Genomic DNA, 14,092 nt, shown 5'->3' with positions numbered 1-14,092 from the left:
TTATGGCTATAAAATGTCCTTATTTACTTATGATGGCTTTTGATTCCATCGGAGATCATTACCAGGCTTTAAATGAGCTCAGTGCAGACTCGCGTTTTACTCTCTTAAGAGCGGGACAAAGTCACAATGGCCAGGCTTTGCAGCTTTGGTCTTGCACAGAGCCTGATATTCGCATTTCCGTAAAGCCTCAGGATTTATGTTGGATTGAGAAACCCGCAGATTCGCTGCTTGAAGGATATTTTAGACAAAGCAAAACTACAGTTCAAACGTCTCTACTGATTTTGGAAAGTGAATCTCTAGGAGCTCTCCTTCAGGCTTCAAACGAAGTCATCTCAAAGTCAGGCTTTTACCTTATCGATGTGGACCGCAGCTCTGGATTGCGAAAGAAAGCCGTGGCTTATCTTGCCAATGGCGACATATCTACGGTTAAACTTCAGGTTCCCGCAGGAGTTAAGGCGACGGTCATCGAAAAACCATCCGCCACCACTCTTCAATTCTTTAATATCTAAAAAGAATCTAAATTAAACTTCGATTCGAAATTCCTCAAAGTGGAGGCGAGAGTCTGTGCGAAAAATCACCGGTACGCCGAGCTCTTCCTCGAAAGTGTCCATCATTTCGCTCTCTTCGCTGTAGACCCAATTCACTACATCGCCATGACAGTGAACAATCATGGGATGGGTGATTGTCTTTTTGGTGAGAACCTGAGTGAGATCTCGAAAAATTTCGCAAACGATGGTCTCTTTCTTTTTGAGAGTTCCCAATCCCTCGCAATAAAAACAAGGGTCCGAAAGTGTACGACGAAGACTCGAGCGCAAACGTTTTCTCGTCATTTCCACAAGTCCAAGTCCCGTCATCGAGATGACCGAAACGCGCACCCGATCCCGCTTCACTTCCTCCTCGAGAGCCTTAAGAACTTTTTGCCGATGATCCTGCTCGAGCATGTCAATAAAATCGACCACGATAATTCCACTACAATCACGAAGTCGAATCTGGTGCGCGATCTCTTTGACAGATTCCATATTGGTTTTAAAGATGGTGTCTTCTAAATCTTTTTTACCAACGAACTTTCCGGTGTTGACGTCGATAACGACCAAGGCCTCCGCCTCGTCGATCACTAAATATCCACCCGAACGCAACCACACTTTGCGCGCGAGAGCTTTTTCCACTTCGACATCGATATCAAACCGACTAAACAAGGGTTCTTTTTCGAAGTAATGATGAATTTTATTAGTATAAATCGGCATAAACTGAGAGACAAATTTCTGAATCCGCTCGTAGGTATTCTGCCCTTCGACCCACACGCGATCCACATCCGGATTTAACATGTCTCTTAATACTCTTAAGCTGTACTCCACCTCGGTGTGAACAGCTCCAACATTTTGAGAAGATTTGTAATTCTCTTGAATATCTTTCCACACTTTTTGAAGATATTCGAGATCGCTATGGAGCTCGTCCTCGGTCATTCCATCACCTACGGTACGAACGATAGCTCCGCCTTCGGTGATATTTTTTTCCATGAGACCCTTGAGTCGTTCTCGCTCCGCTTCTTTTTCGATTTTGCGAGAGACTCCAAAGTGGCTGAGCGTGGGAAGATAGACGATCCGTCGACCCGCCATAGAAATATGTGTCGTGATTCGCGCACCCTTAGATCCAATAGGATCCTTCGCCACTTGCACGAGAATGGCCTGACCCTCAGTTAACAGCTCCTGGATTTTTGGTTTTTCTTTGTCACTCCACAAACCAGCGACTTCATCTTCGGATTCGAAAACGAAATCCTCCTCACGAACATCTCCCACGTAAAGAAACGCCGCTCTCTCTAGACCAATATCGACAAAAGCCGCTTGCATCCCGGGCAGGACTCTCACCACTCGGCCACGGTAAACCGCACCGACCAAAGTGGGGTTTGTATTTCGCTCGACCTTGTAATCGACGAGTTCCCCTTTTTCGAGATACGCCACACGGGTCTCTAGACGATTGGACTGGATAAGAATTTCAGTTTTAACCATAAAACCTCGTTCGAGTTCTTCATTTTTACCCCGTAAATGCCGAAAAATATATGAGTTATTTTAATGACGGAGTGGATATGGCAAAGCTCGATGATTTATTTAGACTGATGGTAAAACAAGGGGCCTCTGACCTTCATTTAACCACAGGAGCGCCTCCTTGCTTAAGAATCGATGGTCAGATCGAAAAGCTCGATTATCGCGACCTCACCAACGAAGAGTGCAAAGCATTAATTTTTGAACTCCTCTCCGAAGAGCAACGCCAGAGATTCGCAGAAAACTGGGAATTAGACTGCGCGTATCAAGCACCTAATATTGGTCGCTTTCGCTGCAACGTTTTCTTGCATCGCAAAGGTGTCGGAGCGGTTTTTCGTTTTATTCCGGAAACAATTAAATCTATGGACGAGCTCGGATTACCAAAACCTCTCTACGACATTATCCGTGCCCCCCAGGGACTCATTCTGGTCACTGGGCCCACAGGTTCTGGAAAATCGACAACACTTGCGGCCATGATCAATGAGATCAATGCTTCGGAAAAACTTCACATCCTAACGATGGAAGATCCTATCGAATTTGTGCACTCCAATAAGATGTCACTGATCAATCAACGAGAGGTCACAACGAATACACGATCATTTAGCACCGCACTTAAAGCCGCTCTTCGAGAAGACCCAGATGTGATTCTCGTGGGAGAGTTGCGAGATCCGGAGACTATTGCCCTTGCATTGAAAGCCGCAGAGACAGGACACTTGGTGTTTGGCACGCTCCATACAATGAGCGCACCTAAAACGATCGACCGAATTATCGACACCTTCCCCGAGGATCAACAGTCTCAAATACGTTCCGCACTGTCAGAGAGCTTGCGCGCCGTCGTTTCGCAATTGCTTCTTCCTAAATTAGGAAAGGGGCGAGTCGCAGCTCATGAGATTCTTATTAATAACACGGCCATTGGAAACTTGATTCGCGAAAACAAAATTTTCCAAATCAAATCGACAATGCAGACCGGACGGGCTGAAGGAATGCAGACTCTAGATGATGCTCTTACGAAACTGATGCAGGAAAACCAAATTGCGATCGAAACTGGAAAGGCTCTCATGGCAAAGTCCATCTCCGACAGAAATTCGGGCACCAGCACGACGATCAAGTCGCCCCTCGGCGCCCCCGGAATTCCCACCCCGTTCCCCAAAAAAACCAGCTAATGCAATAGGTAACAGTTCCCTTTTTGATATGCGATGTATAAAAAAACAAAATTGTTTTTTTATACATCGCATATCAAAAAGGGAACTGTTACCTATTGTTATATGAAAACTATAGCTCATCTCTTCGACCATACAGTTCTTAAACAAGATGCTACCAGCGATGATGTGAAAAATCTTTGCCGCGAAGCTCGCGAGCACAATTTTTTTTCGGTCTGTGTAAATCCTTGCTGGATCCGCCTCACTCAAAAAGAGTTAGCAGGAAGTGCCGTCAAAGTCTGCACCGTGATTGGCTTCCCCTTGGGAGCGAACACGACAGAAGCTAAACTCTCCGAAGCGCAAGATGCGATTTCGTTGGGTGCTGACGAACTCGATTTTGTAATGAACGTCGGCGCACTCAAGAGCGGTGACTTCAATCTCGTCAAAAACGAATTAAAAACTTTGATCCAAGCCGTCGATAAAAAAGCTTTATCAAAAATTATCGTCGAGTCCGGAGCCCTCACCCGCGAGGAGCTTTCTCAAGCCATTCAGGCGGTCAACGAGAGCGGCGCAGAGTTTATCAAAACGTCCACAGGATTTTTTGGAACGGGCGCGACTGTCGAGGCCATAAAGTTGATGCGCGAACTCGGTCGTCCCGGTTTAAAAATCAAAGCGAGCGGTGGGATTCGTTCTTACGATGACTTCCAAAAGTTTTATGCGCTCAACGTTGAACGTGTCGGTGCTTCCAAAAGCGTAGAAATTCTTAAAGACTGGATGGCCCGCTCATGATGCTTCTTCCTGCGGCCGTGATCCGCAAAAAACGCGATGGACAAGATCTTAGTGAACACGAAATTGATTTTTTTGTTTCCGGATATCACAAAGGAACAATTCCCGATTACCAAATGAGCGCTCTATTGATGGCGATTGTTCTCAAAGGGATGACACCCGCTGAAACCGCAGTGCTCACTCGTTGCATGCTCCATTCTGGTAAAACATTAACTTTCAAAAACACCGACTCACTTCCGGTTGATAAACACAGTACTGGCGGAATTGGTGACAAAACAAGTTTAATTATTGCTCCCCTTGTCGCCGCCTGCGGAGTTCGTGTTCCTATGATTGCAGGCCGTGGCTTAGGCCACACTGGCGGAACGATTGATAAGCTAGAAAGCATTAAAGGATTTAAAACTCAGCTCACCTTGGAGCAGTTTCAGGAGCAAGTTGAAAAAATAAAAGGTGCAATCATCGGTCAAACCGAAGACATCTGCCCGGCTGATAAAAAAATCTACGCTCTGAGAGACGTGACAGGAACTGTAGAGTCCCTTCCGCTCATCTGCGGAAGTATTCTCTCTAAAAAAATTGCCGAAGGTATTAAGGGTCTTGTGTTAGACGTTAAATGTGGTTCCGGTGCATTTATGAAAAATATTTCCCAAGCTCGTGAACTTGCACGATGGCTAGTTAAAACGGGTGAAGATAATGGAGTTAAGACTCGAGCTTACATCACAAATATGGAAGAGCCCTTGGGTCGATTTATAGGAAACGGCATTGAGATTTTAGAGTGCATGTCGCTCATGACCGGTCAGTCTTACTTCGGATATGGTCCTCAAGATTTTAGTGATACGCGCGAACTGACATTACAGTTATCCGCAGAAATGTTGGTTCTCTCTGGTCAATGGAAAGATCATCCGGCGGCCTACGAGCACGCTAAAACCACCTTAGAGAACGGTGGGGCCTACCAAAAATGGTGCGAGATTGTAAAATCTCAAGGTGGTGATCCCGACCAAATCATTCAACCCCCTGTAGACGGATGGCATCATATTTGCGCCACATCTGATGGATACCTTGCCAACTACGACACCGAAGCTATCGGTTATGCTGCGATTGCTCTCGGTGCAGGCCGTAAAGTGACTGGGGAACAATTAGACCTTGCTGCAAGTATTATTGTTCATAAAAAGGTCGGTGATCGGATCAATAAAAACGAAAAACTTTTTTCTGTCTTTGGTAGCGATTCGCAAAAGATCTTTCAGTCCGAAGCGTTTTTGACTACGGCTTATAAGATTTCCTTGCAAAAGCCGGCAATGACCAGTTTGATATTAGACAAACTTTAGAACGGGAAGCACGCGGCATGGCGGTTATCGAGAACCTACAAGAAACTACAAGCTTTATCCGAGCCAAGTCATCACTCAAACCTAAGTTAGGAATCGTATTGGGTTCGGGGCTGGGCGCTTTTGTTAAAAATGTAAAAGTTGAAACTTCGATTCCCTACAGCGAAATCCCTCACTTCGGAGCACCCACGGTAGAAGGTCACAGCGGCCGCTTAATTTTAGGTCACGTGGGAGCAACCCCCGTCGCAATTCTCCAAGGCCGCGTCCATTACTACGAAGGCTTCACAATGGAGCAGGTCGTCTATCCGATTCGCACCTTAGCCATGCTAGGAATTGAAATGGCCATGTTGACGAATTCCGCGGGCGGATTAGATCCTCACATGTCTCCTGGAGATTTTATGGTCATCGAAGATCATATTAATCTGATGGGAATAAATCCTTTGATGGGACCAAACATAAAAAATCTAGGACCACGATTCCCCGACATGACAGAGGCTTACGATAAAAAACTCACTCAAAAATTAATTTCGACATTAGATGCTATGCAGATTCGTTCTTGGCGTGGAATCTATTGCGGCGTGAGTGGTCCCGCTTACGAAACTCCCGCAGAAGTTCGCTTTCTTCAATTGATCGGCGGTAAAGCCGTTGGGATGAGTACGGTGCCCGAAAGTATCGCCGCAAATCATCTGGGCTTACGAGTCTGTGCTGTCAGTTGCATCACCAATCTTGCTGCAGGCATATCCAACAACAGACTCACTCATGAAGAGGTCACCGAGCGCGCTCAGTCCGTCGAGGAGCGATTTTCTGCATTTCTCACTCAGTTTATTTTAAAACTCGATACCAATTAAATATTTTGCGATTTAAACCTGCTGAATCTTAATTTTACCAAAAAGCTGTAAAATAAATAAAGCGGCAATGATCCCAAAAATACCCAGAGTCAGTTTAAACAACAAGCCGACGCCATAGATTTCCTGAACGTAAAGCGAAAAAAGGATGCCCGTCAGATTACCAACATGCTCAAGTGCATTGGCGCGAGCGAGTGTTGTATTTTGAAAACTTCGCAACCCAAAAATGTAGGGTATCTCCGCAAGCATCGCAAAAATACCGACCGTCATCAGTGTAAAAATAACTTTTATCATAAAGGACGGTTGGGAGAGTATCGCTTTTGACAGCGGGGCCTCGAAGATTAAAATTCCCGTGGCCAAAGCTAAAAGCATAAGTAAAGAGTAAAGACCGTTACTAAACTTCGCCTTCAGTAACCATAATCCACCCATCAAACTGATGGCATAGAGGGGAATGTAAAGCGCAGGCACAACATAAGCCGGGTGCCCTAACCAGATAAATATCTTCGATGCAAGACCGGCTACAAAGAACATATAGCCTACACCTGTAAGGGAGAGAGGCAACGCCACCGAAAGATAATTTCCGCGGCCAAACCATTTCCACCCTAGATAAATAAGAATGAACACACTCAATAGTGCTAGACCCAAATACCATTGAGGCAGGTAGGCCAACTCACGATGAGTGAATGTCGCAGTGTCATCCGTTAGAGGTTTTATGTTGTCTTTCGATGTAGGAATGGGCTTCTGTTGAAAAAATCCCTGATCAAGAAAGGTTTTGACCGGGGCAACAGATATCGGCTTTTTACTGAGAATAAATCCCTCTCGTGATCGAGCCCCTGGCTGTGATGAAAGCTCGATATAGTCTCCGTGCTGCTCATACCCGTAGTAAAAAACATGAGACTCAAAATCATCCAGCGGAATCGCCTCGCGAGCCGTATATAGAAGTTGTTGAAGAAAAGTCACATTGTACATATTCGGCAGGGTATATTCGTCAAAAAATAACATTCCGTCGTCCGATAGCGCATTCCACATCGCAATCAACGCTTCCTTCGTAAAGAGATGGGATTCAATCTTTACCGTGGAGATATTTGAGATCGTATTCCCCGATTGAACACCTTGGAGTGTGATAAGATCGTATTTCTCTTGGGAGGAACTAATGAAGTGGCGACCTTCGGCGACGACCGTTTTCACCTCCGGCCGAAAATATATGAGTTTGCCAAGGCCCGCCAAATCTTCTCTGAAAATATCAAAGACGTGAGGATTGATATCTAGAGCCGTAATGTCTTTTGCTCCCCCGCGTATGGCGGTCAGGACGTTTTTCCCCTCAGAACAACCAATCACAAGAACTTTCTTCGGCTTTAAGAAAAAATAAGGGACATTATGAATGTGGGGTCGAATCGGATCATTCCCTAAAATCTTATTGGCGAGCCAGAAGCGTGGAATCCAAGCGAACTTCCTGCCATCAATCACATAGAAATAATCTCCGTTTTCGCGCGTATAGAGATCCGTTCTGAATAAGAGATTAAACCGAGACTCGCTCACCTTTTCCGACGTGTTGATCGGTGCGAAGGCGTAGCTTACATGGGGCTTGGGCTCGAATGCGCCTGCGCTAAAGAAAATAATCACCAAAACTAAAATGGAGTATTTAAAACTTTCTACGTGCTTTTGCGATGATTTGATCTGAAGAGATGTGAGCAAGGGTAAAAGTATGACAATCAATGGAAAATATTCCGGCACCCGCTTGACGATAAAAAAGTAAAACACCAGAAGAATTAAGCCCGCAATATTGAGACAAATGATGAGCATCTTAAGGGTGTAGCGAGAAAATAAAGTCGTAAGGCAAATTCCGAAGCCAATAAACGGCAGAGACAAAAAATGGGCGCGAACTTCCTAAAATAGATCATACCCAAAAATGCCACCCCATGAAGCGCTCCAGTCAGGAGCCATTCTATGTCGATATCAAATTCAAGCTTGCGATAGGGAAATCCTAAGACATTTCCCAGCGCAATTCCTCCAAAAATAAAAAATGAAGTCAGATCTAAATAGACGTTGTCGGAACTATAGGTGTTGAGATGATCGATATAAATCTCGCTCATCAACAGCGACAGGGTACCCAAAGTACATATACGGGCGCCGGCGGAGAGTTGCGATGAATTCATCGTTTCAACATATCGCACTGTTTGCGTTTGGCAAATAGTTTACGGCGCTGTCTCTGCACCCTGTTGTTCTTGCTCATCAAATAACAACTCAAGTTGTTTCGGCGGAATTGGAGTGGTGAGGATAGTTTGCCCAAAAATAGCGGACCTAGGATAGAATTCACCTCAACCTTGGTCTGGTTTTGATTTTCCTTTCTTACCTAACGGTGAGTCTCTATTTTGCTGGTCTCATAAAGCCAGTGAATTTGGTATAAACTACCCTCTGTAGCCACGATGGCCGCAGACGTCGTCAAAGGATTAGACATGGATGTTGTTCGCTTATTTTTCTCCTGCATTTTTGCAGTGACATTGGTTGCTTGTGCCAAGAGCTCAAAAGAAAGCGAGGGGCAAAGTAAAGCGGCGGGCACCGTATGCTCCGACCTCGCGCTTCAAAAAGAAAAAATTGTGCGCTTTAAAAATGGCAAAGTCTCTCGAATTGTTTTAAAGCAAAAAAGTCAGCTCGAGGACTTCGTTGATAAACATCAAAACGAAATTGATTTCGTCGAAGATAACTACAAGGTTTATATTCCGAAAGATCAATCCCTCGAACTGATGGGCTGGGGCTCCCCTCTCAATTGGGGAACAACCTCTATGCAGGCAGATAAGTTGTGGGCAAAAAATATTTATGGGCAGGGTGTCGTTGTCGCCGTTATTGATTCGGGCATAGATCGAACTCACCCCCAATTGCGAAGCCAACTTTATATAAATCCCAAAGAAGTCGAAAATGGTGTCGATGACGATGGCAACGGTCTAATCGACGATATAAATGGCTATGATTTTACTGCAGATAGCGGTTCGCTCTTCGATACCACAGGCCACGGAACTCACGTTTCGGGAATTATCGCCGCTGACAATTCTCAAGGAAGCGTTAAGGGAGTTGCACCGCAATCAAAAATTCTAGTGTATGACTTTTTTGGACCTAATGGAGAGGGTTCCGTTTTTGATGCGATTAAAGCTTTGAAGTATGCCGCCGATGCGGGCGCAAAAGTGATTAACGCCAGTTGGGGTGGACCGGGCTGTTCTCTCGCACTCAAGTCCGCCATTGACGATCTGTCGAATAAAAATATTTTGTTTGTCGCCGCTGCCGGGAACGAGGGACAGAACATAGACACATCACCCTCCTACCCTGCGGCCTTTAAGGCCCTCGCGCAAATCACCGTCGGAGCGATGACAGAAGAGCGGTACACGGCAGGCTTTTCAAATTACGGAACTCTTGTGCATCTTGTCGCTCCCGGTGCGGGAATTATCAGTACGGTGCCGGGTGGTGGTCAGGCCGCCGTCAAATCCGAGAACGGAACGAGCATGGCCACGCCTTTTGTTTCCGGAGCGGCTGCCTTGTTGATGAGTGCATTCCCCCAAGCGAAAGCCAGTGAAATTAAAAATGCCATTCTACAAAGTGTTGAGGCTGGCCCCTATCCTGTATTTTCGCGCGGCTCTCTGGATGTTCACGCTGCCTATTTAAAGCTACGCGAAATGTATCCCGAGAATTCTTCTTTGCGTTAGTTATTTAAGTAGCCACCAAAGCGGCCCGGCGAAGATTGTTGGGCTTTCGCTTTTTGCACGCAACTCCACGCGATCACTTTGTCATCTTGCTCGACACGGTAATTAACGAATCCCTCGTAAAGGCTCACAACTTGTTTGTGAATTAATGGCTTACGAAGGTAAGTCATCTCTGGAATTTTCGAGACGGCCTCTTTAAAGGCTTCATAAGTTTCGTCTTTTAAAAACTCCATCGTCGTAATCTCGAGACGATCTTTTTTCTCCGCACTATAATTGACGTAAATCAAAAAGTAGTCTTCGGGATCGGCTCCCGAATAAGTGAACGACGCACCTGTTGGATTGTACGTGAACTTGAGTGGACGCCCGTGATAGGTGCCACCGCAAAGTAAAGTGTCGGCCTGAACAGCAAACGCCGATGGAACCATTCCGATGAGAAAAACAAAACTAAAAAAAGATTTTAAAGACCCCATATAACCTCCCTCAAGGTGCCCAATTTATATCCTAAGACTTTGGTAAACACCTCGAGAAAGACCACGGTTGTAACAATTACTCGAGAAGAACCCGCGAGAGGGAATGCCCCCTCGCCCGGTCCATTGAATTATTTTTTAAGAACGGTTTGCTCTAAAAACATTTGTTGGAGAGCGGTGAGACGCGCCACTTGTTTAAAATTAGCTCCCGCCGCGTGACCCCCCTCAATGTTTTCGTAGTACATCACGGGCTGCTTCATTTCCTTCATCTTCGCCATCATCTTGCGAGCATGGCCAGGGTGAACGCGATCGTCCTTAGTAGAAGTCACTATGAGTGTCGGAGGGTAATTTTTATGATTCCCCACGTTTTGGTAAGGAGAATATTTAAGAATCGCGCGACGATACGTCGGCACTTTGGGATCTCCGTATTCTCCCATCCAGCTGGCGCCGGCAAGGAGTTGCGAATATCGCATCATATCTAAAAGCGGCACCCAACATAAAACGGCACCAAAAAGTTCCGGTCTTTGCGTCATCACCGCTCCGACAAGCAAGCCCCCGTTACTTCCCCCGCGAATCGCCAGATGTTTCGGAGAAGTGACCTTCGTTTGAATCAAGTCTTCCGCCACAGAAATAAAATCATCATACGCTTTCTGACGATTTTCTTTAAGAGCCGCTTGATGCCATTTAGGGCCGTACTCGCCTCCGCCACGAATGTTTGCAACCACGTAAACACCGCCACGCTCCAACCAGAGTTTACCAACAACACCATTGTAGGCCGGCGCTTGAGAAACGGTGAAACCGCCATAACCGTAGAGAAGAGTGGGCGCCTCTCCGTTAAAGGCTACGGTTTTTTTACGGATTAAGAAGTACGGAATTTTAGTTCCATCTTTGCTTGTAGAAAACTTTTGCTCCACCACAACATCTTTCGCATCAAAACGATCGGGAAGAGTTTTAAGGACCTCTGCTTTTTTACCGTAATCAATGCCGTACAATGTACTCGGTTGATTGAAGCTCTCGTAATTCACCAGAATGATATCAGTTTCGGTGTCCGTGATGGCATTCAAACTTCCCGTACCGGGAAACTGCATAGGAATGACGGGTTGCCACTGGTTGTTCGAGTAGGTCGTCGTAAAAAGTTTTCCTTTGACGTCCTCAAGAACACTCAAAATAATTTTGGACTTATTGACCGCGATGGAAGTCACAGATTGATTTGGGGTCGGTGTAAAAATCTTAAGAATATCTTGGGGCCCCACCTCTTTACCCGCCACCGCTTCTTTAAGACCGATGACATCACCCGAGTTATAAGTTGTGCCGGCAATATTCCAGGGAGATTTCACGGAATATAAAAACTGATCGGCAAAGTAACCCTCAAATTCAGCGTCGGTTGGTTTAGGAATTTTTTTGTAACTTGCGGTTTTAACATCGACGACGAAGTCTTCGGTATTAAAGAAGTCAATTCCGCGAGAGACGAGCAAAACACGTTTCTTGCCCTGGTCTACAGCGATGGGACGAGCCCACACATCGGTCATCGCACCTTCGTAAATCATTTTTGCCGAATCGAGTGGTGTTCCTCGCTTCCAAAGTTTAACGATGCGAGGATAACCAGACTCCGTCATGGTTCCCGGACCATAATCGGTACCAACGAGCAAATGATCCTTGTCCGCCCAAGTGACATACATTTTACTTTCGGGAAGTGTAAACCCTTTCGCATTAAACTGTTTTGTTTTTATATTGTACTCACGCAAAACCACCGCATCTTTTCCACCGCGAGACAAGAGCACGAAACACTGCTCAAACTGCGGTGCTACACAGTCTATGCCCTTAAAGATCCAGTTTTCTTTTTCCTCAGCGGCAACACGGTCGAGATCCAAGACAACATCCCACGGAACGTTTTTCTTTTTGTAGTTGTCGTAACTTGTGACGCGCAAAACTCCGCGAACACTTTTATCATCTCGCCAAAAATTGAGTAATTTCCTAGAGCCAATAAACGAAACCGCAGGAATTTTATCTTTCGCTTCTAAAATCTGAAGAGTCTGCTCTTCCACTTTTTTGAACTCGGGAGATTGCGCAAGATTCTGCAGAGTTTGCTCATTTTGAGCCTTGACCCATTCCAGGGCCTCTTTCCCTTCCACATCCTCGAGCCAGAGATAGGGGTCCTTAGAGCTGTCGGAAGTATGAGCGCATCCCGCGAGGAGAAGCAAAACGATCCATTTTTTCATGTGGGCCTCTTTGGTTTCGTGTTGGTTTTTACATCATTTAAGCCCCCACTATGCTCCAAAGACGTGGAGTTGATCCAGCGATTTTTTTGCGCTCCGCCGGTGGGTTTCTTGCGCTCCGCCGGTTGATCTCTTGCGCTCCGCTGGTTGGTTTCTTGCGCTCCGCTTCTGCCTCGCGTTTCTTGATTTTGCCGAGCGGATTTGGGAGTATGCCTCTTTGGTTAAAATGTTATGTTGCGGTGCGCATCTAGGCTCATTCCTAAATGTAAAACCGTCGTAAGGAGTTTGTTTGCGTTACTACATCGATTCCCTGGGTAAGTACGTTGGTCAAACCGTGGAACTTAAAGGTTGGGCTTACAGCCTGCGCGCCTCAAAAAAGGTGAAGTTCCTTTTGTTGCGTGATGGAACCGGAATTTGCCAATGCGTTTTCTTTGATGGCGATTGCGAGCCCACCGCATTTGAAAATTTCGAAAAGCTCACTCAAGAGTGCACGGTCAAAGTCACTGGTGTGGTGAAGGCCGAACCGCGAAGCCCTGGGGGTTACGAGCTCAGCGCGAAAACTTTCGAGATCCTCGCTCCCTCCGTGGACTATCCCATCACTCCCAAAGAGCACGGTCCTGATTTCTTAATGAATCACCGTCATCTTTGGTTGCGATCGAAGAGACAACACGCGGTGATGCGCGTCCGCTCCGAAATTGTCTCGGCCATTCGTGATTTCTTTGATGGTCGTGGATTTACTCTAACCGACGCGCCCATCTTCACTCCCAATGCATGCGAAGGAACTTCTACGCTTTTCCAAACACAGTACTTCGACGAAAAAGCCTACCTGTCTCAGAGTGGGCAACTTTATATGGAAGCCACCGCCGCCGCTTTTGGGAAAGTGTATTGCTTTGGCCCGACATTTCGTGCGGAAAAATCTAAAACTCGTCGCCACTTGATTGAGTTTTGGATGGTCGAGCCGGAAGTGGCTTTTAACGACCTCTACGACAATATGGAATTGGCTGAACAATTTGTCGAATACATCGTTCAGCGCACGATTACCAATCGTAAAGCGGAGCTGGAAACCCTCGAGAGAGATATTTCGAAACTCTCTCACATCAAAGGGTCTTTCCCGCGGCTCCATTACAAAGAGGCTGTGGATATTATCTTAAAAGAAAATCCAGCCTTCGAAGTGGGCGGTGATTTTGGCGCTCCTGATGAGGCGATTATCAGTAACAAATTTGACAAGCCCGTGTTCGTGCATCACTTTCCGTCGGCGATCAAAGCTTTCTACATGAAGCACGATCCGGCAGAGCCCGAATACAGCATGAGCTGTGATTTGCTGGCGACCGAAGGCTATGGGGAAATGATCGGTGGCGGTCAGCGCGAAGAGAGCGTGGAAGTGCTTGAGCAACGTATTAAAGATCATAATTTAAATGTAGATGATTTTGCATGGTATCTCGATCTCCGTCGTTACGGAACCTTCCCTCATTCCGGATTCGGTTTGGGCGTAGAAAGAACCGTGGCGTGGATTTGCGGACTTCAACACGTGCGAGAAACGATTCCTTTCCCTCGGCTTTATGGCCGAAGCTACCCATAAAGAAGGCGGTAAC

11 protein-coding genes are annotated in these 14,092 nt (G+C 46.1%); 7 read left to right on the top strand and 4 right to left on the bottom strand.

Translation table 11 applies throughout. The annotated features are described in order from the left end of the window. The first annotated feature begins 2 nt into the window (after positions 1-2). A complete protein-coding gene (locus K2Q26_09460; GenBank protein MBY0315735.1) occupies positions 3-509 on the top strand; it encodes a hypothetical protein in 507 nt (168 codons plus the stop codon). Between the two features lie 12 nt (positions 510-521). On the opposite strand, the gene K2Q26_09455 is transcribed toward K2Q26_09460, so the two are convergent. Continuing rightward, positions 522-2,006, bottom strand: coding sequence for an Rne/Rng family ribonuclease (locus K2Q26_09455; protein MBY0315734.1), 1,485 nt, complete (start codon positions 2,004-2,006; stop codon positions 522-524). A gap of 77 nt (positions 2,007-2,083) precedes the next feature. Between K2Q26_09455 and K2Q26_09450 the strand changes: the two genes are divergently transcribed. The 4 genes from K2Q26_09450 (at position 2,084) to K2Q26_09435 (ending at position 6,128) form a co-directional block, all read left to right on the top strand. Further along, positions 2,084-3,202 carry a type IV pilus twitching motility protein PilT gene (locus K2Q26_09450; protein MBY0315733.1) on the top strand — a complete coding sequence of 373 codons (1,119 nt, stop codon included), beginning with the start codon at positions 2,084-2,086 and terminating at the stop codon, positions 3,200-3,202. A 102-nt stretch (positions 3,203-3,304) separates the two neighbouring features. Further along, positions 3,305-3,967, top strand: coding sequence for a deoxyribose-phosphate aldolase (deoC, locus tag K2Q26_09445; GenBank protein MBY0315732.1), 663 nt, complete (start codon positions 3,305-3,307; stop codon positions 3,965-3,967). Then, positions 3,964-5,283 (top strand): thymidine phosphorylase, encoded by a 1,320-nt coding sequence (locus tag K2Q26_09440; GenBank protein MBY0315731.1) that lies wholly within the window; start codon positions 3,964-3,966, stop codon positions 5,281-5,283. The genes deoC and K2Q26_09440 overlap by 4 nt, the downstream gene beginning before the upstream one ends. A gap of 17 nt (positions 5,284-5,300) precedes the next feature. Continuing rightward, on the top strand, positions 5,301-6,128 hold the full coding sequence (locus K2Q26_09435) for a purine-nucleoside phosphorylase (protein ID MBY0315730.1): 828 nt from the start codon (positions 5,301-5,303) through the stop codon (positions 6,126-6,128). A gap of 12 nt (positions 6,129-6,140) precedes the next feature. Here K2Q26_09435 and K2Q26_09430 read toward each other — a convergent pair whose 3' ends face one another. Next, positions 6,141-7,994, bottom strand: coding sequence for a class I SAM-dependent methyltransferase (locus tag K2Q26_09430; GenBank protein ID MBY0315729.1), 1,854 nt, complete (start codon positions 7,992-7,994; stop codon positions 6,141-6,143). Positions 7,995-8,551: 557 nt separating this feature from the next. Between K2Q26_09430 and K2Q26_09425 the strand changes: the two genes are divergently transcribed. Further along, the gene (locus K2Q26_09425) at positions 8,552-9,820 is read left to right on the top strand and encodes a S8 family serine peptidase (protein ID MBY0315728.1); all 1,269 of its coding nucleotides are present in this window, start codon (positions 8,552-8,554) and stop codon (positions 9,818-9,820) included. On the opposite strand, the gene K2Q26_09420 is transcribed toward K2Q26_09425, so the two are convergent. Together K2Q26_09420 and K2Q26_09415 are read right to left on the bottom strand one after the other, a co-directional pair. After that, a complete protein-coding gene (locus tag K2Q26_09420) occupies positions 9,817-10,287 on the bottom strand; it encodes a hypothetical protein (protein MBY0315727.1) in 471 nt (156 codons plus the stop codon). The genes K2Q26_09425 and K2Q26_09420 overlap by 4 nt on opposite strands. Before the next feature lie 128 nt (positions 10,288-10,415). Further along, complete coding sequence (locus tag K2Q26_09415) at positions 10,416-12,503, bottom strand: prolyl oligopeptidase family serine peptidase (protein ID MBY0315726.1); 2,088 nt, start codon at positions 12,501-12,503, stop codon at positions 10,416-10,418. 286 nt (positions 12,504-12,789) lie between these two features. Here K2Q26_09415 and asnS point away from each other — a divergent pair, with 286 nt between their 5' ends. Then, positions 12,790-14,079 carry an asparagine--tRNA ligase gene (asnS, locus tag K2Q26_09410; protein MBY0315725.1) on the top strand — a complete coding sequence of 430 codons (1,290 nt, stop codon included), beginning with the start codon at positions 12,790-12,792 and terminating at the stop codon, positions 14,077-14,079. Positions 14,080-14,092 lie beyond the last annotated feature (13 nt).

The organism is Bdellovibrionales bacterium, assembly GCA_019750295.1.
In the GTDB taxonomy this organism is placed as follows: domain Bacteria; phylum Bdellovibrionota; class Bdellovibrionia; order Bdellovibrionales; family JAGQZY01; genus JAIEOS01.
The sequence above is the reverse complement of the archived record's forward strand: the minus strand, read 5'-3'. Positions and strand labels throughout refer to the sequence as shown.

What these genes read in the sequence shown, in the direction of transcription:
- K2Q26_09460 (MBY0315735.1), top strand. Translation starts at nt 3, where the DNA reads ATGGCTATAAAATGTCCTTATTTACTTATGATGGCTTTTGATTCCATC.
- K2Q26_09455 (MBY0315734.1), bottom strand. Translation starts at nt 2,006, where the DNA reads ATGGTTAAAACTGAAATTCTTATCCAGTCCAATCGTCTAGAGACCCGT.
- K2Q26_09450 (MBY0315733.1), top strand. Translation starts at nt 2,084, where the DNA reads ATGGCAAAGCTCGATGATTTATTTAGACTGATGGTAAAACAAGGGGCC.
- deoC (MBY0315732.1), top strand. Translation starts at nt 3,305, where the DNA reads ATGAAAACTATAGCTCATCTCTTCGACCATACAGTTCTTAAACAAGAT.
- K2Q26_09440 (MBY0315731.1), top strand. Translation starts at nt 3,964, where the DNA reads ATGATGCTTCTTCCTGCGGCCGTGATCCGCAAAAAACGCGATGGACAA.
- K2Q26_09435 (MBY0315730.1), top strand. Translation starts at nt 5,301, where the DNA reads ATGGCGGTTATCGAGAACCTACAAGAAACTACAAGCTTTATCCGAGCC.
- K2Q26_09425 (MBY0315728.1), top strand. Translation starts at nt 8,552, where the DNA reads ATGGCCGCAGACGTCGTCAAAGGATTAGACATGGATGTTGTTCGCTTA.
- K2Q26_09420 (MBY0315727.1), bottom strand. Translation starts at nt 10,287, where the DNA reads ATGGGGTCTTTAAAATCTTTTTTTAGTTTTGTTTTTCTCATCGGAATG.
- K2Q26_09415 (MBY0315726.1), bottom strand. Translation starts at nt 12,503, where the DNA reads ATGAAAAAATGGATCGTTTTGCTTCTCCTCGCGGGATGCGCTCATACT.